This is a genomic window from Aquimarina hainanensis (assembly GCF_042684685.1).
Taxonomy (GTDB): Bacteria; Bacteroidota; Bacteroidia; order Flavobacteriales; family Flavobacteriaceae; genus Aquimarina; species Aquimarina hainanensis.
Map to the genome: position 1 here is coordinate 45301 of NZ_JBHULX010000027.1, position 20307 is coordinate 65607.

Genomic DNA, 20307 nt, shown 5'->3' on the forward strand with positions numbered 1-20307 from the left:
TATAATATCATTTACCGTAATCAATATTTATTATACGAGTATAACTTTTATCATATCATTTACTCCGCTAGATACTGCTTTTTATTTCTGTTTTTTTTACTATAAAATTAAAACCTTATGTCATGAATTTAGATGTAATAACAACATTGATTAATGAAAAAAATCCAATAAAATTTATTTAGTAAAAAAGGAATTGTAAAGACAAATATTATTGCCAATCGAGTATACGACAACTTCATTACAAACCAAAAATGAAATTTCAGGACTTGTTTAATATCAAAAGATAATATTAGAAGTTCTTATCACTATTAAAAAAAAAATACTAATAAAAACAAATGAGAAAAGTCTTATTCATTAAAATAAACGGCTTCAATTTACAGGAGATGCTTTTGGTACTGGCAATTATAGGAATATTACTGTTAATAGCATTGCCTAATTTTTTGCCTTTGATCGCGCAAACCAAAGCGCAAGAAGCAAAAATACAGCTGAAAACAATCAGTAATATGCAGGCCCAATATCGTTACCTTAATTCTAAATATTCTATGGACTTTACAGAGCTTAATTACGAGGCTCCAAAGACTGTAAATTCTGGTGGAACAGCTAATTATAACTATGAAGTATTAGAAGCTACCGTATCTAATTTTAAGGCTAGAGCAACTGCGGTAGTCGATTTTGATGGGGACGGCGTATTTAATGTGTGGGAGATCAATGAAGAAGGTAATCCAAAACAAATAATAAAGGACTAATGTTTCTAATAAAAGTAATAATCATAGGTGTTCTGGGAGTAATTGCCTATCAGGATTTTAAAGATAGAAAAGTCTACGGCTTTGTCTTTTTCGTTTTGATTGGTTTACTAGGTGTTTTACATTTTCAAAATGTAAATCATATTAATTTTCTGTATGCAGTATTGATCAACCTGGGAGTTCTTATTGTTATTATAGGGACATTATATGTATATAATTTGATAAGAATACAGCGACCTTTTTTTGAAGAAGTATTTGGATTGGGAGATCTTTTGTTTTTTCTCGTTCTGGGAGTGAGTTTTCCAACAATTACGTTTATAATTCTATTGGTGTTCTCCTTACTTTTTTCAGTTGTAACATGGTTTGTAGTAAAGAAAAGAGCAAAACACAATACGATACCACTTGCAGGATATATGTCAGTGTTTCTAGGCGTAATATGTATAACATATTGGAATACTAACATGTTAACTTTATATCTGATATGAGTAGTGTAAAAACATATGAAATACCTGTAGAGTTAAAACAATTGATTACATCCAATCAAGCTTTTCATTACAGGATAGTTCCTGTTGCTAAAGAAGAAGGGAGACTTACGTTAAAAACAGATCATCAAGATGTAAAAGATTTACAAAAGGAACTAACTATCATTTTAGATTGTTCTGTTGATATTATATCTGAGACTACAGAAGATATACAGTCCTATTTAACCTTTAATTATAGAAAAACTTCTGTTTCTTCTACTGAAAAATTGGAATACCAAGATCAGTTTTTACAGAAACTAATTGCTACAGCTAAGGATTTTGGAAGTAGTGATATCCATATGGAACCTTATGAGAAGTTGTGTAGAGTTCGCTTTAGATTAGATGGTAAACTAAAAGAACAATATACGATCTCTAATACAGAATATCCTCAGTTGGTTAACCAAATCAAAATACAATCAGGTCTTGATATTTCACAAAAACGATTAGCACAAGATGGGAGAATAACATTTAAAGAAGGTACAGATGAGTTTGATATCAGAGTGTCTACCATGCCTACTTTGTATGGAGAAAAAATTGTACTCAGATTACTTAATCGTAATACCCAGGAAGTATCATTAAACGATTTAGGTTTTACAAAAGAAGAAATAGAGGAATATCGTGAAGCAATAAAAAAACCGCAAGGGATTATTCTGATTTCCGGACCTACAGGATCAGGTAAAACGACGACCCTTTATGCCTCTTTAAAAGAGCTAAATAAAGAAACAACTAATATTCTCACGATCGAAGACCCTATCGAATACACACTTCAAGGAATCAACCAAGTACAGCTTAGAGAAGATATTGAGTTCGATTTCCCAGCTGCATTACGCGCATTTTTACGTCAGGACCCAGATATTATTATGGTTGGTGAGATCAGAGATGATCGTACCGCAGGGATGGCTATAAAAGCAGCATTAACAGGACACTTAGTGCTTTCTACGATACATACCAATTCTGCATGGGCAACTATTTCTAGATTAATCGATATGAAAGTGCCTGCTTTTTTACTGGCTAATACGATAGCTATGAGTATTGCCCAACGTTTAGTGAGAAAACTTTGCCCACATTGTAAAACAAAAAAGAAAGCAGAAACAAGAGATTTTCCTCAAGGTTTTGAAATCCCTGAAAAAATGGAACAGCATTATATAGCTGTAGGGTGCAATCATTGTTATCATACCGGATATATGGGGCGTAAAGCGATCTACGAAATACTACCTATAACCAAAGAATTAGAGGTAGCTATTCGACATAATGAATTGCAGATAGACACCTATATAGAAAAGAAAAAAATAAACACATTACGACATAACGCGATAAGGATGGTTCTCGATGGAGAAACTTCGGTAGAAGAAGTATATGCTTTGCTGACAAATAATTAAATATTATTGATTAGGGGGCGATAATGCATCATATCAGAGAATTAAAAAGGAATAAAAGAACAAAGATGAAAATAAAACAGCTAATACTAATTTTCGCTCTTACTGTGGGGGTACAGGTTTCTGCACAAGTAGATTTTCAGAATCAGGGGGGAAATAATAGTAGGATTTCTAACATAGAAAACAAGTTGGAGCTTCTTAATGTAGATATCCCTGGCTTAACAGAAAAGGTAAATGTAAATATATCAAACACTTCATTACTCAATTTTTTACGAGCAGTATCCCAGGTACATAAGATTAATATTAATTTGTCAAATGAATTAAATAACATCCCGATTATAAATGGATTTAACGATGTTACTGTTCAGGATTTATTAATGTTTTTGGTAAAAGAATATCAATTAGATATTGCTTTTACAGGAAATATATTATCAATAAAAAAGTATGTGTTGCCTGTGGTTGCTCCTACAGAAAAAAAAATATTGGTAGCGTATGATGTTCTTAGTACCGAACTATCCATTGATTTAAATAATGATCCTTTATCTAAGGTTTTTAGAAAAATAACAGAAGTTTCTGGTAAGAATTTATTGTTCACTCCTGAGCTCAACGATAAAAACTTAAATTTCTTTATCAAGAATGTCTCTTTTGATGTTGCCATGAAAAAAATGGCAGAGGCTAATGATCTGGACTATAATAAAACAAAAGACGGGTTTTATGAGTTTACCTCTTTTGAACAAGCAGGAAAGTCAGGAAGTAAACCAGCAAGTTATCGCTTACGTCGATCTAATTTTTCGTATAAAGTGATAGATACGTTAGCAAAAAGGGTGTCTGTAGATTTAAAAAACACACCAGTGTCTAATGTAATTTATACCCTGTCTGAAGATTTAAAACTTGATGTTTTTATTGCTTCCCCATTAGAAAATGCAGGTAACGTTACAGTAAAAGCTGAATCGATTTCTTTTGATGAATTATTGTCAAAAATTTTTGAAAGCAATATAGTTTCAGGGCAAATAGATGCGTCTAATCAAGAGAAATCTAATACTTATAATGGGCAGCAAAATATACAGAACAATCTAGCAACGACATCAAAGACATTTACTTTTAAGAGAGAAGGTAACGTTTATTATTTTGGGACAGAGGATCAATTGTCTCTCAAAAAAATTGAAATGGTGCAAATGATGCATCGTTCTATAGTGATGTTAGGAGATGCAAATTACTCTGGTTCTGGGGATGGCGCTTCTAATTTTCCCACAGGAGGTGTTAATTATATATCTGGGGGGTCGAGTACAGGGATTAATAGAAATCAACGAAGTTCCTCTTTTAGAAATAGAAAATCATCTTCTTCTAATGAGATGCAGGTAAGTTCGATTTCAGAAATTTTTCCGATAACTGTCACTACAGGATTAGATATAAAAATAGATGCAGAACTCAATAGTTTTATTGTTAGTGGTTCTGGTACCCAGGTAGAGAAATTTAAGAAATTTATAAAGTATATAGATAAACCGATTCCACTAATATTAATTGAAGTAATGATTTTAGAGGTCAACCGCTCTGCTATTTTAGAAGCAGGAGTAGAATTTGGTATAGGTAAAGAACCTGTCACTACAGAAGGAACAATTTTTCCTAATGCCAATATTACCTTGGGAGCCTCAACAATAAATAGAGTAATAGGAGGGTTCGATGGTTTTGGGTCTTTAAACTTAGGAAATGTGGTGCCTAATTTTTATATGGATATCAAAGCAATGGAAAGCAATGGTAATGTAAAAATATTATCCACCCCAAAGTTGAGTACTTTAAATGGACATAAAGCATACTTATCAAGTGGGCAAACTACCTATTATGCAGTAACGAACCAAAACTTTTTTGGATCACAGATTCCGCAGACTTCAGAAGTCGTAAACTATCTTCCAATAGATGCTGAATTAGCGTTAGAATTTAAACCATTTGTATCGGGTGATGGACAGATTACTCTTGATATACAGGTGATTCAATCTAGTTTTAGTGGAAAACGTATAGCTGAAAATGCTCCCCCAGATATTAATAGTCGCAAGTTCTCATCGATTATGAGAATGCGAGCTAATGATGTGGCAATTCTCGGAGGAATAGAACAAAAAGTAAAAAATGATTCGGGATCAGGAGTGCCACTATTGTCTCGTATCCCTATTTTAAAATGGCTATTTAGTAAGCGAAAAAGAGAAGATTCTAAGAAAAAACTGAACGTAATTATCAAACCTACAGTATTTTATTAATGAAGGATTTTTTATCGGCATACAACCCCTTTGGTCAAATATTAGTCACCGTAGAACATTCAGATAATAATGGAGAACCTATACTTTTGGGGCTCGAGCTCATGCAAAAAAAAGGAGAGTTAGATATAACTCAAACTTTTACAGTACGACATTATAATGAGTTGTCTAAATTTTTAAAAAACAGCGAATTAAATCTGGCTATTACCGATGATAAAATATTATCTAAAGAAGTAGCTCATACAGGAACCGATGCAGAGATAGTTGCAGAAGCTTTCCCTAACCTTAACCTCAATGATTTTTACTATCAGGTACTGCGAACAACAGAAAAATCATTTATTGCAGTATGTAGAAAAAGATATATAGATACACTTATTGAAGAATTTCAAAATGAAGGATTCAAAGTTACTTCTATTTCTTTGGGGGCATTAAAAATGGCAGTGTTATCAGAGTACGGTAATGGCGAGCGTTTAAAAACCCATAGGGGAGAAGTACACTATAGTAATAGTGAAGTAGTTTCAATAGTAACCAACCAAAAAAATACCGAAGAGCAATATAGTATTGAAGGGCTTGTTTTTGCATCGACACATTCTTTGCCATTAGCAATAGCTTTGGATGCTGTGATGAGTAATAATAAAGTTTTGGGGAATCTGGGAATTAAAAATCAGGAATTATATAAACACTATGTAGAATCTCGGGTTTTTAAAAATACATTACAAGGAGGTATAGGGTTTCTTTTGATAGTATTACTGGTTAATTTTTTTGTGTTCAATTCGAATTATAAAAAATGGCAAGGATTGCAGGAAGAACTTCAGGTTTATACAACTCAAAAAGATCAAATTACTAAGAAACAATCTGAAGTAAAGATCATGGAAGCATTGGTACAAAGTGTTTTGACTACAGGTTTTTCCAGAAGCTCCAATTATATTAATAAAATTGTGCAAGTACAGCCTTCCACTATAGTGTTAACATCCCTTGCATATCAACCTTTAACAAAACCTATTAGAAAAGATAAGGTTATAGAATTTAAGGATAAAATAGTTTCTGTTTCAGGTAAATCAATAGATAAATCAGATTTTACAATCTGGTTAAGAGCGATAGAAGGATTATCATTTGTAGATGCTGTTACGATAGTACAATATGGTTTAGATAAACAAAATATATCTGATTTTGAATTAACATTAAAGATTAAGTCGGATGAAACAAAAAACTAAAAATATAGTATTGATAGCTGTTTTGTTGTGCATACTGTTTGTAGCGTATCGTTTTAGTATTGCCAAAACATTTGCTATACATTCTGAAGTTTCCAAATTAGAATATGAAAAAGAAAAGTACTTGGCAGCACCTATACAGTTAGCTGCATTAAAAAAAAAGGAACAGCAGTTAGAAGCGATTTTGAGAAAAAACAATCTCAAAGGAAGCTCTTTACAGCATAACTTATTGAAAACGTTGAACTCTTTGTCTAATATGTCAGAAATTAAGGTTATTGCTTTTGAAGAGCCACATATCTATGATGATGAAGTAACAAAAGAAGAGATTACTACCTATGATTTTATTTTGCAAGGCGATTATAAGGCATTGATAGAAGTAATATATGCACTAGAACAACAATATAGTTTTGGAAATATTGTTCAGGTACATTTTGAAAAAAAGAAAAATTTTAGGACTGGAGTAACATATCTGCAATGCAGGGTATTGTTACAACGCCTCAATTAATAATATAAATAGAAGAAGAACAATATCATGAATTATAAAATATACTGTTTTGCAATAATTTTGACGTTTTGTTGTATTGGATGTCATAGTGTTAAAATTAATAAGGAGGTAATGCATACAGCTAGCAAAAACCCAGTTGCGTTAGGAGTAATAGGATTGCATAAAGAAGGTGTGTATAGCTCAGGATTTCAGATTTCGACCATACCAGAATACAAAAAACTGATAAGGGCAAATAGCACTTCTGTAGATTTTAATAAAACTACTTTTAATACCTATTTAAAGGCGGATAGGAATAATTCACAAGAAATCAAATATGTAGATTCTTTAGAGAGTAAACCCCAGTTTTTAACCCTAGAGATATTAGATCGCGTTGGAACTATTGCAGAGTTGCAACAGGACTATAATACACAAACTTTTACGTATCTGAAAAGTCATAAAGAAGCGGCTATTGTTACTTCTGTGTCTTTGGCATTGCCGAAAGCTCTTATACAGGAAATCAATAATGCAGAAGCTATTTTTTTGAGTAATCATTCTTATAAACAATATCAAATATCTCTGGTTAAAGAAGGGAAGCTTTACAAAACAATTGATTTTGCAGAAGCTACAATTTTTGCCTACGAATTATCTTTTTTCTGCTGGGGAGAAAATGATAGAAAACAAATAAATATGGTAGGTATTATTGATGAAAAAGCTTCCTGTTCAAAAAATACTTATCAAGATGCAGAAAAAGCAAAAGGGAAAATGAATTATTTTAAACTTTAGAGATGAAAAAAAACAAGATATATCTAATAGCGCTATTTGCAATGTGTATTGGTTGCGAAGAGGTGCTTTTTGAAGAGAATTTAACAGAAGTAAAAACAGTCCTGATTGCCCCGTCTGAAGGAGTGTCGGTAACAAATACCTCGGTGACATTTAGTTGGGAAGCTGTAGATCAGGCGACAGAATATCGATTGCAATTAGCACAACCTAATTTTGAGAATGCTTCTCAGGTTATTGTGGATACTACCGTAACTACTACAAATTTTAATACTACTTTGGTTAAGAATGGATATCAATGGAGAGTGAGAGCACAGAATTCGGGGTCTAATACTCCATACACTACAGCAAGTTTTACAGTATTTGAAAATGAAGATTTTTCTGCTCGAGAGGTATTATTAACAGCTCCGCAAAACAATGAGATCATAAATACCACAGAAACAAATTTGAAATGGCAAGCAGTAACTGCTGCTACACTTTATAGAGTGCAGCTATTAAACGGAAGTGATGAGATTATCAGTGATAAAACTACCACAGGTACTTCATTGCCAATCACTTTTCCAGAAGGAATAACCAAGTGGCAGGTACGTGCAGAAAATAATACCCAAAGTACGCTCTATACCACAAGAACATTGACTGTAGATAGTAAAAACCCTAAGAAACCTGTGGCAACTGCTCCAGTTAATGATGCATCACAATCAGTAGCTACAGTAACTTTTAATTGGACAAGAGAAGCTGTAGAAGGAACTGTAGAATTTGATAGTATTTATATTTATAAAGATCAACAGTTAACACAGCTTGCGACCAAAACCAAGGTGACATCACCTTCAGATATTGACCTTGAAACAGGTGCAACCTATTATTGGTTTTTAAAAGCATTTGATCAAGCTGGTAATCAAAGTGAATCTAGTGATGTATTACGTTTTACAATAAATTAAGGGATCATGTTAAGAGGTAAAAAAGGATTATATGTTTTGTTGCCACTGGTAGCCTTTATCTGGGGAGCTATTATTTTTCAGATAGTAGGAGCATTTTCGGATGAAGCCTCAGTAATTGTAGAAGCAGAGGATATATCAGTAGCTCCAATAGAAGTCAAAGAGCAAGAAAAATTTATTTTGGATGCTGTAGAGAGAGACCCTTTTTTAGGAACCCTTTACAGACCAGAAAAGAAAGTAAGCAAATCAAAAAAGATAGAGAAAAAGGATTCTTTGATTTGGCCTATAATCAAATATAAAGGGGTCGTGTCTGGTCAGGACAATGCTAATGCGATTTATTTGATAGAGATCAATGGTAATGATCAGCTGATAAAATTAAAACAAACCGTTTCTGAGGTGACATTGCAGAAAGCTTTTTCGAGTTCAGTCAGAATGCGTTACAAAGGGAAAATTAAAGAATTTAAAATAGTGCATTGAGGTTTTTTTCAAAAATAAAAGCACAGGCTATGCAATTTGCCATACTCATTTCGGTATTAGTGGCATTATTGTTAGGTGCTTTTTTATTGCTTACGCATGTTCATTCTTTTTTCAGGATCAAATCTAAAGAGTTAGTGCAAGCTTTTGAACAATCCAATACAAGGATATTTGAATCTTTGAATAATGACGTTGTAACAGGAGATACAATTGTTTCTGTACAGAATCTTGGAACAATAAAAGAGATATCGGGTTATCATGGAGCTTGGTTAAAACAATATACAGAAATTAGTGTGCATGATAGAAAAGTGTCAAGAGTAGCTTTTACAGGAGTAAAAATATCAGAAACAACGCCAAATTTGTATTTAGAAGATGCAAATTCACCTTTGGTTGTTGTTGGTAGTACTCGGTTAGAAGGAAACAGTTATCTTCCTAAACTGGGGATTAAGGCAGGGAATATTTCAGGTAATTATTATCAAGGTAGTGCGCTACATTATGGTCGTGTGATAGAAAGTAAAACAGTACTCCCAGAATTAAAACCAGAATGGCTAACATATTTAGAAGGACTTGCACAAGGAATACTGATTGATACGGGGGAGCCAATAGCAAAGCAAAAAGAACTTAAAAATTCATTTCATGATCCTGTTTATGTTATCTATGATACAAACCCGGTATTTCTGGAAGACGAAAAGATAACAGGAAATATAGTCATTCAATCGAAGACAAAAATTGTTGTTGGTCCTCAAACAGAATTAACAGATGTAGTTTTAATCGCTCCCGAAATCATTATAAAAAATGGAGTAAACGGTCGTTTTCAGGGGGTTGCTACTAAAAAGATTAAAATAGGGAAGAGGTGTCACCTGTCTTATCCTTCTGCGATGATACTTTTGGATCAAAATATTGCTTATAGTATCCCACAGAATGACCAACAACAAAATGATAAACCAGATTTTATAATTGAAGAAGGAACAATTATAGAAGGTGTGGTTGTGTATTTGAATAAAAGTAAGGATAAAAAAGAAAAAAGACGTCTTAAGCCAAACCTGAAGATAGCAGCTAATGTAGGTGTTATAGGAGAAGTCTATTGTCAGGGAAATATAGATTTTCAAGGAGAAGTACAGGGGGCTTTGTATTCTCGTCAATATATAACTCGCCAGTCTGGTTCTGTATACCTCAATCATATTTATAATGGTAAAATCTTAATAAATCCAGTGGTAGATTATGCTGGACTCCCTTTTGCAAATTCTAAAAATACTATAGCAAAATGGTTGTACTAAAAAAAATAAGAGCCGCCACCTTAATAGAAGCCCTTACGGCTTCTGTATTGATCATTATTGTATTTATGGTAGCTAGTTTAAGTTTTAATAATATTTTTAATAATCAGATACGACAAGATCATAGCCCTATAGAAAACAGAGTGAAAGAGCTGGAATACCTTTTTATTCATCAAAAAATAAAGCTACCATATACAGAAGATTTTGATGGCTGGGAGATTGTAATTACATCAACAGGAGATATTGCTATTTTATCTTATACTAAAAGTAATATCGAACATAGAAAAAAACTGTTTATAAAATGATGAAACTGAACTATAAAATAAATGCCTTTACCCTTACCGAGGTTATGGTAGTTATTGTTATCTCGGCAATAGTGGCGGGATTAGCATTTTCGGTATTAACAGTAGTACAAAATAATATGAGAAGTATTGGTGAAAATTATGAGTATAAAGAACAGATACAATCGCTTGAAGCAGCATTAACGATAGATTTTAATAAATTCACTTCTGCAAAATGGAACCCGATAGAAAATACATTAGAAGTTTTTTCTCCTATAGATGAGCGAAGCTACCAATTCTTTACTGATAGTATTATCACACCAATTCATACCTATCCAATAACAATAAGAGAAAAAGAGTTTTATTTTGAGGGAAAAGCTGTACATGCGGGAAGCATTGACGCTATAAAATTAACTTTTGATAATACCAGAGAATTACATCGCATTTTTGTATTTAAACATAATGATCCTACAATACATTTCTGAAGCATGGGGATAAAAATTTCAAATACCAAAAAGAAAGATAGAAGAGAAAGCTCTTTTGATCTCTCATCGATATTGACTCAAGAGATTACTTTATTTGGTAATGCATTTAATACTAAAAAGAAAGAGCAATGGTATGCAGAACTAAGTGTACTGTTAAAATCAGGGATTGATCTTAGAAATGGTCTGGAGTTATTATCAGATACTCAAAAAAAAGAAAAAGATCAGAAATTGATGAAGTTTATGCTTTCTCAACTGGTTACAGGAACACCTTTTTCTGAAATCCTTAAGCATAATAAAAACTTTACCGATTATGAATATTATGCTATAAGAATTGGAGAACAAACGGGGGAGTTGGCGCAAATCACTTTAGAACTCAGCGATTTTTATAAACGTAAAAACGAGTTGAGAAGGGAGATCGTTGCAGCACTTACTTACCCAGTTATTGTAATGTGCACCGCTATGATAGTTATTGCCTTTATGCTTCGTTATGTTGTACCAATGTTTGTAGATATTTTTAAACAAAACAATGTGGATCTGCCAGGGGTTACAAAAGGAATTATTAATTTCTCTGATTTTATAAGTATCCATGGGGTTTTGTTGTTTGGAGCAATTGTTGTTTGTATTGGAGTATTATTTTTTGTTTCCAAAAAACAGTGGTATCGCAAAATATTAGGGAGTGTACAATTGAAGATTCCCATCCTGGGAAATTATTTCCAAAAGATCTATATGGCACAATTTACTCAGGCAATTTCTTTGTTAACATCTGCAAAGGTTCCCATGGTAGAAAGTATTGACTTAGTAAAAAACATGATTAATTTTTATCCTCTTCAACAAGGGTTGTATAAAACAAAGCAACTGATTTTAGCAGGAGATGCATTAAGTGCTTCGTTTGCCAAAAGTCCGATTTTTGATAAAAAAATGATTGCTATGGTTCGTGTTGCCGAGGAGACCAATCAAACAGAGTTTATTTTTCAGAAATTGAATGAACAATATAATCAGCAGGTAAAATACCAATCTCAAGTGATTTCTAATGTGCTTAATCCGATCTTGACCCTATTTGTTGGAGTTATTGTCGGGGTGATTCTTATTGCCATGTATTTACCGATGTTTAGATTGAGTAGTGTGATCGGATAATCGTTGTTTGTATTTTGAAATAAGCTTCATTGATTTTCTTAATTCTAGAGGATTGATTAATACGTTTTATTAATTCTATTTCTTGTTTTACGATGGTATTTATTTCACAGAGGGCATATTTATTTTCTTTCTCTTGTTTCCAGTGAGATATATTGAACGGGGATAGTAGCTATTTGTTCAGGAGTTAATATGTCTTTCAGAATTCCATGCCTTGCAAGGTGTTTTTATGGAAGTTTCCCAAGTTTTTTACATGTTTTTAGTCCTGCTCCTGTCACTGATAAAAGCTCTACAGAAAAATGAAGTTTTTATACGTGAAATATAAGAGCAAGAATATGGTAGTTCAATTCTATTCTTTACTACAAACAATTTTATCTCGTTCCTCTCTCTCTTAAAAAAGGTTGGAGAGTAAGGGAGAGTAGAATAATTCCCTATTTTTTTGATTTGAAAGTATAATAACCGTTCTTTATTTTATGAAAATAATAAATGCACCTATTATTTGCTTACTGTGTTTTTTATCTTTTTCTACAACTGGCTTATCTCAGTATAAGAAGATAGACAGTCTAAAAAAAGAACTAAAAACGTATACCAGGAAAGACACAGTTCGTGTAAAAATCCTCAATCATTTAGCGTATTATCTTTATAGAAACAATTTTTCTCAGTCATTAGCCTATGCCGAACAAGCCGGAAAACTTGCCGATGAAATTAAATCCGTAAAAGGAAAAGCTCGCAGTTTTTATATGAAGGGGATTGCTTATATGGAACGCGCTAATTTTAAAGTGTCCATACATAATTATGAAAAAGCAATTGAGTTGTATACTTCAATAGATGATCTAAAAGGAATTGCAGGGTGTAAAAATGCTTTAGGGGTCTTATATAACTATAAAGGAAACAAGAAGCTTGCATTACAATATTATGAAGAGGCGTTGGCGATCGATCAGAAATTAGGTATAAAAAAGAACTTACCCAATTATCAATATAATATAGGCAATATCTACTCAGACATAGGAAAATATAAAAAAGCCTTAGCTAATTATAAAAAAGCCCTAAGAGCGTATACAAATAATAACAATGAATATGGGATGCTTAGTTGTTGGAACTCAATGGCTATGATGTATCTTAATCAAGGTGATTATTCACAGGCAATAGAATATCACCATAAATCATTAGATCTTGCTAAATTATCTAAAGATTCCCTTAGTATTTTTCAATCGTTAAATAATATTGGAAATATTTACAGACAACAACAACTTTATGATAAGGCACTAGATTTTTATAAAAAAGCTTTAGCGATTAAACAGGCGAATCACAATAACAAAAATATTATTGCCATCAAAAATAATATGGGAGGGATCTATCTTGATAAAAAGAAATTTGCGAAGGCACTCTCTTGTTTTAAGGAAACAAATACCCTTAGTAAAGCAATAGAAGATAATGAATATTTAGCAGTGAGTCTTAATGGTTTAGGTTTTTCGTATTTGGGAATGAAAAACTATTCCAAAGCTTTAGCTAATTTTCAAGAAGCGAATAAAATTACCTCGGTTAATCAAAAGCAATATGAATTAGTAGAATCGTATGTAGGAATCGCATACGTGTATTACTATATGAAAAAATACAATTTGGCATTGATTAATGCCGAAAAAGCAGCTCAACTAGCTAATAAATACAAACTTTTAAAACATCGGAGTGATGCCTATGAATTACTTTCTCTAATAAACAATGAATTAGGAGAACATAAAAAAGCCCTTATAAGTAATCAACAATTAAAAATATTGAACGATAGTCTGCTTAATAGGGAGCATATTCAGAAGATTACAGAAGTAGAGTATGAATATAAGTACAAAAATGAATTAGCATCTGCAGAGAAAAGAGAATTAAGACTTACACAAACAGTTCAAACGACAACTAATAGCTTAGAAAAGTCACAACGAAACCTATTATTAGGAGTGATTGCTTTTTTAATCACTACATTAGTATTAGGAGCAGCAATTTTCTTTTTAAAATTAAGAAATGAAAAATCTAAAACTCAAAATATCATCATAGAACAAAAATTGCTGCGTTCACAGATGACTCCTCATTTTATTTTTAATTCACTATCCGTATTACAAGGGATGATACTAAATAAAGAAGAAAAGAAATCAGTTGCTTATTTGTCCAAGTTTTCCAAATTGCTTCGTATTACTTTAGAAAACTCTAGAGACAAAACAGTATCACTTTCTCAGGAATTAATTGCGATAAAAAACTATTTAGCTCTTCAGAATTTAGAAGATAAAACTTATATATATACAGTTATTGTAGAAGAAGCTATTGATACATCACTGTTTGAAATCCCCCCTATGCTGATTCAGCCATTCGTAGAAAATGCGATAGAACATGCATTTGTAAATCAAAAAGAAGATAGAATAATTGATGTTCACTTGTCCTATTCAAATGAAAATTTGATTTGTACCATTACAGATAATGGGATTGGAGTTGATGCTCAAAAAGAAAAGCCGCAGGGGACTAAAAAATCATTATCGACCACAATCACTTCTGAACGCTTAAAAATATTATCAAAAGATTTTAAAATGAGTAGCTCGGTTACTGTGGAAGATAGAAAGAAATATAACGAGCAAGGAACCCGGGTTACTTTAATTATCCCCTATAAATTACAGGAAAACGTATCATGAAAGCAATAATAGTAGAAGATAAGGAATATATTAGAAAAGGCTTACTGAATTTATTACAATTGATAGATGCTGAAACAGAAGTAATAGGAGAATGCGAGTCGGTAAAAGAGGCGGTTGTAGTAGCAAATGCTTGTAAGCCGGAGTTGATTTTTTTAGACATAAATCTTACCGACGGTACCGGTTTTGATTTTTTAAAACAGACAGAAAATCTAAATTTTAAAGTAATCTTTATTACAGCTTATGAAGAGCATGCCTTACAAGCCTTAAAAATAGGAGCAGTAGATTATCTGTTAAAACCGGTAGATATGGAAGAGTTGCAAGTAGCATTACAAAAGGTGGCAGCCCTACCGATAGCAGAACAAAAAAAACAGATAAAAACGGTCAAAGAAGTATGGGACAATGAAGCCTCTACAATCATACTGTCGCTTCAGGATAGTTTCCAGGTGGTAGACTTAAACGAATTATTATTTTGTGAATCAGATAAGGGCTATACAACTTTTTATTGCAGTAACAATAAAAAATACATGGTTTCAAAAACCTTAAAGGAGTTTGAAGACCGTCTTTCTAAGGCTAATTTTACACGACCGCATCAATCCTATATGGTCAACTTAAAATTTATAGATAAGTATGATAAATCAGGTGTTATTTATTTGAAAAACGGTAAAAAAATACCAGTTTCTTCCCGGAAAAAAGAACACTTCTTAAACGCGTTTCTACATTGGAATAAGGGCTGAATTTTCCTCTATTGCGAATATTTTTTAAAGTGTTACACTTATTTATTCTAAAACCTCAGAAATAGATTTCCTATTTTCTGTCCTACCAGTACCATATACTTTTACTGTGTCGATAATAACTAAAAACACAGTACAGATGAATGGATTAAAAAAGATAGGATTAGTAGGGATGGCAATTACATTACTAGCTTGTGGAGGAAGCTCCAGTAGACAAGAAGCGAATGCAGCAGGATTTGAAGTGATAGAAAAAGAAATAAAAAGCAAGTTTGGAGATGAGGTTTACTTCACTGATTTGATGATCAGCTATAATAAATCAATTGGAAATATTATTGGAGTAACCGTAACCAAAGCTCCCGAATCTTTAAAAATGGGACAGTGGAATTTAATGCGAGGAAGCTGGACACAGAACTCAGAAATATCACTAGAAGTCCCGGAAGGAACGAGAGCAGCAGATTTTATGTTTCAGTTAAATGAAAAAATAAGTCTTTCTAAATTAGGAGAATTAGCCGAACAGGCTAGAAAGAAATTGGAAGAAGAAAAAAACATTGAAAAACCAGCGTTCAAAATGGCATATATAAAATTTCCAAAAAATGGAGATATAGCTAAAACCGAATATGTCACAGTATTCACCCCAGAAAATGGAGGGACTAATTTTACCTTTAGTTATAAGCTAAATGGAGATTTTATAGAAATGAATTATTAATTTTTTAAGGAATATACGAACGATATTAAATTTTGTACCGATGGAAAAAACAATGACCGTTAACCAGCAATACAATTCGTTAGACAGCTTGGGAGACTTTTTAAAAACAGCTGCTTCTTTTGAATGTACCAAAGAATATGATCGATGGGAAGTTAGAACAGATGCGAATGGGCAAATGGCTCAGTGTATTGTGCTTAAAAAGAGTTCGATGCATGCAGTAAAAATCTATTTTACCCATGAGAATTCGATACAAATAAAGTACGTCATACCAAACTCGATTATGAATGCTTATTTTGGAAAAAGTGTTAAAGCAAGAAGAAATATCATTGAAATAATTGCAGAAAAAATAAAGGAAACCATCCTGGCACCAGCACAGAAAAAAGCTTTTTTAGAATTGGAAGCAGTGATTAATAAAGCAGCGATGTGAGTATGTTTATTTTTTATGCTAACTTACTGAGTGTAAAAATAGATCGAACATATTTAGGTTTTATTGGATGCTTTTTGAAGAGGTGGTTTTTAAAGATTTGTAGATGATAATGTTATGTACAGTGGGCTCTTGAGAAATAACGAAATGTAATACTGTTTTATGTTTCAGAAATACGAACAAATTTAGGGAAGACCGTACTTCCTGGTTAGCATAAAAATATGACCTTATAGAGTTGTTGTATAAAGAATAACCCCAACGTAAGATGATGAAAGTCTTAAAACAAGTTTTGACATACTTATTATGGATAGCAGTATCTCTTTTATTGGGGATCATATATATGCGGATTCTTTTAGGACCTAACAATGCGCCTTCTGAGGGGCTCTGGTATCTGTTTCATATTTTTTACAATTTTGGACTACTTCATGTAGGAGCAATGATCGGAAGTGTAATGGCGGTTTTGTTTATTCTTTTGGACGTTTTTTACCTGAAAAAGAAATTAAAAAATAACATACAAGCAATATGTATCAGGTTTATGTCTCTTATTGGTATTGCTACAGTTGTTGGAGTAGTACATTATGTATTAGAGAAGGTTATTGATGTTATTTAAGAGAAGAAAATAACTATAGAAAATGAAATTACAAGCGTTAAGAATACCTTCAGGGTGGAAGATTAATTGGAACTTGTTCTATGAACAAGACATCAATGAAGATAATTACATGGATGAGTTTTCCAGTTCAACATTGCTTTCTATCTCTAACACTCAGCTTAATAGATGCCTGGAGTTGATTTGGTATCCAAAAGGAGATTTGAAAGGGAACTACATACTAGAAGTTTTTAACCTTTGTGAAAAGTATAATCCTAAGAAAAAAATAGTTGAAAAAGTCCCGGAAACTTTAGCACCTCAACTTACTTTTGAAAGTAAAAATAGAGAAGAAATAGTCAACAAAATCGAAACCTTAGTTATGGAGCTAAAACCGTATAAATAATAGTTCAATACCTGTGAAATCTACTAATCAGGTTATCCTAAAAACGTAATAATTCGTAACAATGAAAAATCCATATATTCTAATTTTACTGATATTCATCTCTTGTGCTCAAAAGGCACAAGAAAAAGAAGAAACTGTTATAAAAGCGCAGGATGCAGTTACAGCGTCAACCGATGCTCCCAAAGAGATAGCTCCTAAAGGTTTTAAAGAGTGTATCAATGCAATTGAAATCAAATCAATTCCACTAATAGAGGCGACAAATTTTGATAGCTTTATAGACGAAGATGATCATAGAAATGTAGATGATAATGCTTTAAAATTAGAAAAAATATATCCCGAATTTAATAAAGAAGGTTATCACTATAGAGCGGTGAATTGCTATAGACTGGAACTGTCTAAAAGGTTTTATTCTGTAGTAGTAACAATTCTTAAAGGTGATAACGAAATGGAATCCGTACTTATTAATTATGATTTGAATGGAGCACTTATTGATTCTAAAGTGGTTTCTTATGATGAAATAGCCGAAGGGCAATCAAGAATTGAGTCTAAAATTGAAGAAAAGAAATTAACGATCAATAACATATTCTGGATTGATGAAAAGAAAGTTGAAACAACATCATTTCTGGTAAAAGCTAATGGTAAGATAAAAGCTGTTTCTCAAGAAGAAATACTTATTGATCGTGTGATTCAACAATTAAATCTGGATAAGCAAAAAATTAAAGAAGAGTTTGTCGTTTCTAAAGTACAACCTCATAATCCTAATGAAACCATTGTTGTGATTCCCGAAGTTGCAGGAGAGGACGATGAGCACCTTTTTGAGCTTAATAGTTATATTGTATTGGTGGATAATACTACTCAGAAAATAACCCATACATATTTTGAGAGTGCTAAGACGAATGGTTGGGTTTCTGATGCAATTATATTGTCTGAAATTTCAATTGACACAGCCCCATATATCGTTACTCAAGATACAAGAGCATTCGGGATACGGGTTTTTTATTACAGCATGTCTCAGCCAAACCCATACAGTAACAAGACCATTTCTCTGTTTATAAAATCAGGAGAAACGTTAAAAGAAGTGTTACATTATGATGTAGAAAATTATGGTGGGGAATGGGATACCCAATGTGAGGGATCATCAACCAATATAAAGAACATACTTATCATGTCTGAAGAAAAGACCAATCAATACTTTGATATTGTTGTAAAAAGTAACATTACCCAAAGCAAGACTTACATTGATAAAAATGGCGAATGTAATGAAGAAAGCAAAACCACCTCTGAAACAAGAGTCCTACAATTTAATGGAACAGAATATGTAAAAAAATAATACATGAAAAATAAAGAGTTCTTTTTGTGGGTAGGAGGGCTGTTTTTAATCCTATCTGGGTATGCTCAAGATGAGAGTTTAGAAATACAATTACAGCTATTACAAAACTCATCAGAGTATCAATTCCCTATAGATAGCACTGGTTTTTCAAAAATAAAAAACGCTAAATTCTATACCAAAAACGGAAATACAGATGTGTTTGCCATTAATAGTAATAACATACTTCTAGTAGATATCAATAAGGATGGAGAAAAAGATGTCATTTATCAAGATAACAGGCATTACCAGGCAACTGTATTACTGGTGAAAAAAGAGGATGATTTTGTAGAAATATGGAATGGTTCAGGCGTATTAGTTCATCTAAGAAAAGGAAAAGAAACAATCATCTATGTACTAAATAGTGCTATCGGTTGCTTTGATATAACGATGTTGTCAACACTCGTGATGAGTAATGATAAACTCACTGAAAAAACGATAGCGCTCTCTTCTGAGACAAAAATAGGAGTAATTGATAAAACATTCGAGCAGAGGATGATTTCAGGAATCCTAAGAACGCAAGCTATTGTAGATGACAAAAAGAAAACAGACCCTTGTACGGGAGATTTTAAAATAGGAAATCAGATAAGAACGATAGAGAATAAAGAGGTGACCATTATAAAAAAACAAAATGAGTGGTTATTGGTAGTGTTAAAAGAAAAAGAACAAAGTATCATTGGTTGGGTGAAAAATTAGAAAACAATAAAAACAAATACATGAGACTAAGCGAATCATTTAGCAGAGCACTACGCACCTTTGCTTATTTTATGGCGAGTGGTACACATTACCAGCTAGAAGGGATTGATTACCTAAAATTGTATGGAGAAGAACCTAGTGCTATAGAGCAAGTCTTCGCCATATTTGCTAATGTGATTGAATTAGATGAAAATGGAAACGTATTAAATGCAAAATACGCCGAAAAAAGAGCCGTAGATTACCTTCGTTCGTATTGTGATCCGGAATTTGAAGTAACACCCCCTTACGAAGGTTGGGAAATAGAATTACATTAATGATGTATAAAAGAAAAGACATAAAACATATTATTTGTATTAAAAAGACTATTGTCGTCATGATCCTGTGTTGTATTAGCGGCATATCATCTCATGCGCAGAAAATGAAAAATCACTTACATAAAAAACTCGTAACAAAAGTTGGAACTGTTTGTGAAGAAACACCTGATGACAATCCTTGCGCAGGTAGCGAGATCTATTTATCACTTTTTTTTGATAAAAAAGAAGTAAAAGTGTCAGAGATAGAAGTAGCAACCTGTGGTCAAGAATCGATTTACAACATAGGAACCTATACCTGGAAATTATTGCCCAATAAAGAAATCAGAATTGATTTTATTCCAGAACAAACTAAAGGTACGTATGCAGAACATTTGTTTTTAGAACTACGAGATAAAAAGCTTGTTGCACGTATAATACATTTGAATGGGGAAGAAGTTGAGTATGTTTTAGAGGATAAGAAACCGTGAGAAATCA

At 32.5% G+C, this 20307-nt stretch carries 23 protein-coding genes; all 23 read left to right on the forward strand.

What is annotated here, in order from left to right; all coding sequences use genetic code 11:
- Positions 1 to 335: 335 nt before the first annotated feature.
- The 23 genes from ACFSTE_RS13510 (at position 336) to ACFSTE_RS13620 (ending at position 20300) form a co-directional block, all read left to right on the forward strand.
- On the forward strand, positions 336 to 746 hold the full coding sequence (locus ACFSTE_RS13510; protein ID WP_176027596.1) for a prepilin-type N-terminal cleavage/methylation domain-containing protein: 411 nt from the start codon (positions 336 to 338) through the stop codon (positions 744 to 746).
- The gene (locus ACFSTE_RS13515) at positions 746 to 1228 is read left to right on the forward strand and encodes a hypothetical protein (protein WP_176027595.1); all 483 of its coding nucleotides are present in this window, start codon (positions 746 to 748) and stop codon (positions 1226 to 1228) included. Before ACFSTE_RS13510 ends, ACFSTE_RS13515 begins: the two co-directional genes overlap by 1 nt.
- Entirely contained in the window at positions 1225 to 2643 is a 1419-nt protein-coding gene (locus tag ACFSTE_RS13520; RefSeq protein ID WP_176027594.1) for a GspE/PulE family protein, read from the forward strand. The genes ACFSTE_RS13515 and ACFSTE_RS13520 overlap by 4 nt, the downstream gene beginning before the upstream one ends.
- 65 nt (positions 2644 to 2708) lie before the next feature.
- Positions 2709 to 4889, forward strand: coding sequence for a type II secretion system protein GspD (locus ACFSTE_RS13525; protein ID WP_378258483.1), 2181 nt, complete (start codon positions 2709 to 2711; stop codon positions 4887 to 4889).
- On the forward strand, positions 4889 to 6100 hold the full coding sequence (locus ACFSTE_RS13530; RefSeq protein WP_378258485.1) for a hypothetical protein: 1212 nt from the start codon (positions 4889 to 4891) through the stop codon (positions 6098 to 6100). Before ACFSTE_RS13525 ends, ACFSTE_RS13530 begins: the two co-directional genes overlap by 1 nt.
- Complete coding sequence (locus ACFSTE_RS13535) at positions 6084 to 6602, forward strand: hypothetical protein (RefSeq protein WP_176027591.1); 519 nt, start codon at positions 6084 to 6086, stop codon at positions 6600 to 6602. The genes ACFSTE_RS13530 and ACFSTE_RS13535 overlap by 17 nt, the downstream gene beginning before the upstream one ends.
- A 111-nt stretch (positions 6603 to 6713) precedes the next feature.
- Entirely contained in the window at positions 6714 to 7364 is a 651-nt protein-coding gene (locus tag ACFSTE_RS13540) for a hypothetical protein (RefSeq protein ID WP_378258487.1), read from the forward strand.
- Between the two features lie 2 nt (positions 7365 to 7366).
- Positions 7367 to 8296, forward strand: coding sequence for a hypothetical protein (locus ACFSTE_RS13545; protein WP_378258489.1), 930 nt, complete (start codon positions 7367 to 7369; stop codon positions 8294 to 8296).
- A 6-nt stretch (positions 8297 to 8302) separates the two neighbouring features.
- Positions 8303 to 8770: a hypothetical protein gene (locus ACFSTE_RS13550; RefSeq protein ID WP_378258491.1), complete on the forward strand. Its 468-nt coding sequence runs from the start codon at positions 8303 to 8305 to the stop codon at positions 8768 to 8770.
- Positions 8771 to 8799: 29 nt separating this feature from the next.
- Entirely contained in the window at positions 8800 to 10044 is a 1245-nt protein-coding gene (locus ACFSTE_RS13555; protein ID WP_378298192.1) for a hypothetical protein, read from the forward strand.
- Entirely contained in the window at positions 10032 to 10346 is a 315-nt protein-coding gene (locus ACFSTE_RS13560; RefSeq protein ID WP_176027586.1) for a hypothetical protein, read from the forward strand. Before ACFSTE_RS13555 ends, ACFSTE_RS13560 begins: the two co-directional genes overlap by 13 nt.
- Positions 10343 to 10807 (forward strand): PulJ/GspJ family protein, encoded by a 465-nt coding sequence (locus ACFSTE_RS13565; RefSeq protein ID WP_176027585.1) that lies wholly within the window; start codon positions 10343 to 10345, stop codon positions 10805 to 10807. Before ACFSTE_RS13560 ends, ACFSTE_RS13565 begins: the two co-directional genes overlap by 4 nt.
- A 3-nt stretch (positions 10808 to 10810) precedes the next feature.
- Entirely contained in the window at positions 10811 to 11941 is a 1131-nt protein-coding gene (locus ACFSTE_RS13570; RefSeq protein ID WP_378258495.1) for a type II secretion system F family protein, read from the forward strand.
- A gap of 470 nt (positions 11942 to 12411) precedes the next feature.
- Entirely contained in the window at positions 12412 to 14607 is a 2196-nt protein-coding gene (locus ACFSTE_RS13575; protein WP_378258497.1) for a tetratricopeptide repeat protein, read from the forward strand.
- Positions 14604 to 15341, forward strand: a complete 738-nt coding sequence (locus ACFSTE_RS13580; RefSeq protein WP_176027582.1) for a LytR/AlgR family response regulator transcription factor — start codon at positions 14604 to 14606, stop codon at positions 15339 to 15341. Before ACFSTE_RS13575 ends, ACFSTE_RS13580 begins: the two co-directional genes overlap by 4 nt.
- 136 nt (positions 15342 to 15477) lie before the next feature.
- The gene (locus ACFSTE_RS13585) at positions 15478 to 16044 is read left to right on the forward strand and encodes a hypothetical protein (protein ID WP_176027581.1); all 567 of its coding nucleotides are present in this window, start codon (positions 15478 to 15480) and stop codon (positions 16042 to 16044) included.
- A gap of 40 nt (positions 16045 to 16084) precedes the next feature.
- The gene (locus ACFSTE_RS13590) at positions 16085 to 16471 is read left to right on the forward strand and encodes a hypothetical protein (RefSeq protein WP_176027580.1); all 387 of its coding nucleotides are present in this window, start codon (positions 16085 to 16087) and stop codon (positions 16469 to 16471) included.
- 262 nt (positions 16472 to 16733) lie between these two features.
- A complete protein-coding gene (locus ACFSTE_RS13595; RefSeq protein WP_176027579.1) occupies positions 16734 to 17078 on the forward strand; it encodes a hypothetical protein in 345 nt (114 codons plus the stop codon).
- Positions 17079 to 17100: 22 nt separating this feature from the next.
- Positions 17101 to 17457, forward strand: a complete 357-nt coding sequence (locus ACFSTE_RS13600; RefSeq protein WP_378258500.1) for a hypothetical protein — start codon at positions 17101 to 17103, stop codon at positions 17455 to 17457.
- Between the two features lie 61 nt (positions 17458 to 17518).
- Positions 17519 to 18787 (forward strand): PA3715 family protein, encoded by a 1269-nt coding sequence (locus ACFSTE_RS13605; protein ID WP_378258502.1) that lies wholly within the window; start codon positions 17519 to 17521, stop codon positions 18785 to 18787.
- Positions 18788 to 18790: 3 nt separating this feature from the next.
- Positions 18791 to 19519 (forward strand): hypothetical protein, encoded by a 729-nt coding sequence (locus tag ACFSTE_RS13610; RefSeq protein WP_378258504.1) that lies wholly within the window; start codon positions 18791 to 18793, stop codon positions 19517 to 19519.
- Between the two features lie 20 nt (positions 19520 to 19539).
- A complete protein-coding gene (locus ACFSTE_RS13615) occupies positions 19540 to 19833 on the forward strand; it encodes a DUF7677 family protein (RefSeq protein WP_378258506.1) in 294 nt (97 codons plus the stop codon).
- A gap of 104 nt (positions 19834 to 19937) precedes the next feature.
- Positions 19938 to 20300: a hypothetical protein gene (locus tag ACFSTE_RS13620; RefSeq protein WP_378298194.1), complete on the forward strand. Its 363-nt coding sequence runs from the start codon at positions 19938 to 19940 to the stop codon at positions 20298 to 20300.
- Positions 20301 to 20307: the final 7 nt, after the last annotated feature.

Coding starts and splice junctions, on each gene's coding strand:
- ACFSTE_RS13510 (WP_176027596.1), top strand. CDS start 336: ATGAGAAAAGTCTTATTCATTAAAATAAACGGCTTCAATTTACAGGAG.
- ACFSTE_RS13515 (WP_176027595.1), top strand. CDS start 746: ATGTTTCTAATAAAAGTAATAATCATAGGTGTTCTGGGAGTAATTGCC.
- ACFSTE_RS13520 (WP_176027594.1), top strand. CDS start 1,225: ATGAGTAGTGTAAAAACATATGAAATACCTGTAGAGTTAAAACAATTG.
- ACFSTE_RS13525 (WP_378258483.1), top strand. CDS start 2,709: ATGAAAATAAAACAGCTAATACTAATTTTCGCTCTTACTGTGGGGGTA.
- ACFSTE_RS13530 (WP_378258485.1), top strand. CDS start 4,889: ATGAAGGATTTTTTATCGGCATACAACCCCTTTGGTCAAATATTAGTC.
- ACFSTE_RS13535 (WP_176027591.1), top strand. CDS start 6,084: ATGAAACAAAAAACTAAAAATATAGTATTGATAGCTGTTTTGTTGTGC.
- ACFSTE_RS13540 (WP_378258487.1), top strand. CDS start 6,714: ATGCATACAGCTAGCAAAAACCCAGTTGCGTTAGGAGTAATAGGATTG.
- ACFSTE_RS13545 (WP_378258489.1), top strand. CDS start 7,367: ATGAAAAAAAACAAGATATATCTAATAGCGCTATTTGCAATGTGTATT.
- ACFSTE_RS13550 (WP_378258491.1), top strand. CDS start 8,303: ATGTTAAGAGGTAAAAAAGGATTATATGTTTTGTTGCCACTGGTAGCC.
- ACFSTE_RS13555 (WP_378298192.1), top strand. CDS start 8,800: ATGCAATTTGCCATACTCATTTCGGTATTAGTGGCATTATTGTTAGGT.
- ACFSTE_RS13560 (WP_176027586.1), top strand. CDS start 10,032: ATGGTTGTACTAAAAAAAATAAGAGCCGCCACCTTAATAGAAGCCCTT.
- ACFSTE_RS13565 (WP_176027585.1), top strand. CDS start 10,343: ATGATGAAACTGAACTATAAAATAAATGCCTTTACCCTTACCGAGGTT.
- ACFSTE_RS13570 (WP_378258495.1), top strand. CDS start 10,811: ATGGGGATAAAAATTTCAAATACCAAAAAGAAAGATAGAAGAGAAAGC.
- ACFSTE_RS13575 (WP_378258497.1), top strand. CDS start 12,412: ATGAAAATAATAAATGCACCTATTATTTGCTTACTGTGTTTTTTATCT.
- ACFSTE_RS13580 (WP_176027582.1), top strand. CDS start 14,604: ATGAAAGCAATAATAGTAGAAGATAAGGAATATATTAGAAAAGGCTTA.
- ACFSTE_RS13585 (WP_176027581.1), top strand. CDS start 15,478: ATGAATGGATTAAAAAAGATAGGATTAGTAGGGATGGCAATTACATTA.
- ACFSTE_RS13590 (WP_176027580.1), top strand. CDS start 16,085: ATGGAAAAAACAATGACCGTTAACCAGCAATACAATTCGTTAGACAGC.
- ACFSTE_RS13595 (WP_176027579.1), top strand. CDS start 16,734: ATGATGAAAGTCTTAAAACAAGTTTTGACATACTTATTATGGATAGCA.
- ACFSTE_RS13600 (WP_378258500.1), top strand. CDS start 17,101: ATGAAATTACAAGCGTTAAGAATACCTTCAGGGTGGAAGATTAATTGG.
- ACFSTE_RS13605 (WP_378258502.1), top strand. CDS start 17,519: ATGAAAAATCCATATATTCTAATTTTACTGATATTCATCTCTTGTGCT.
- ACFSTE_RS13610 (WP_378258504.1), top strand. CDS start 18,791: ATGAAAAATAAAGAGTTCTTTTTGTGGGTAGGAGGGCTGTTTTTAATC.
- ACFSTE_RS13615 (WP_378258506.1), top strand. CDS start 19,540: ATGAGACTAAGCGAATCATTTAGCAGAGCACTACGCACCTTTGCTTAT.
- ACFSTE_RS13620 (WP_378298194.1), top strand. CDS start 19,938: ATGAAAAATCACTTACATAAAAAACTCGTAACAAAAGTTGGAACTGTT.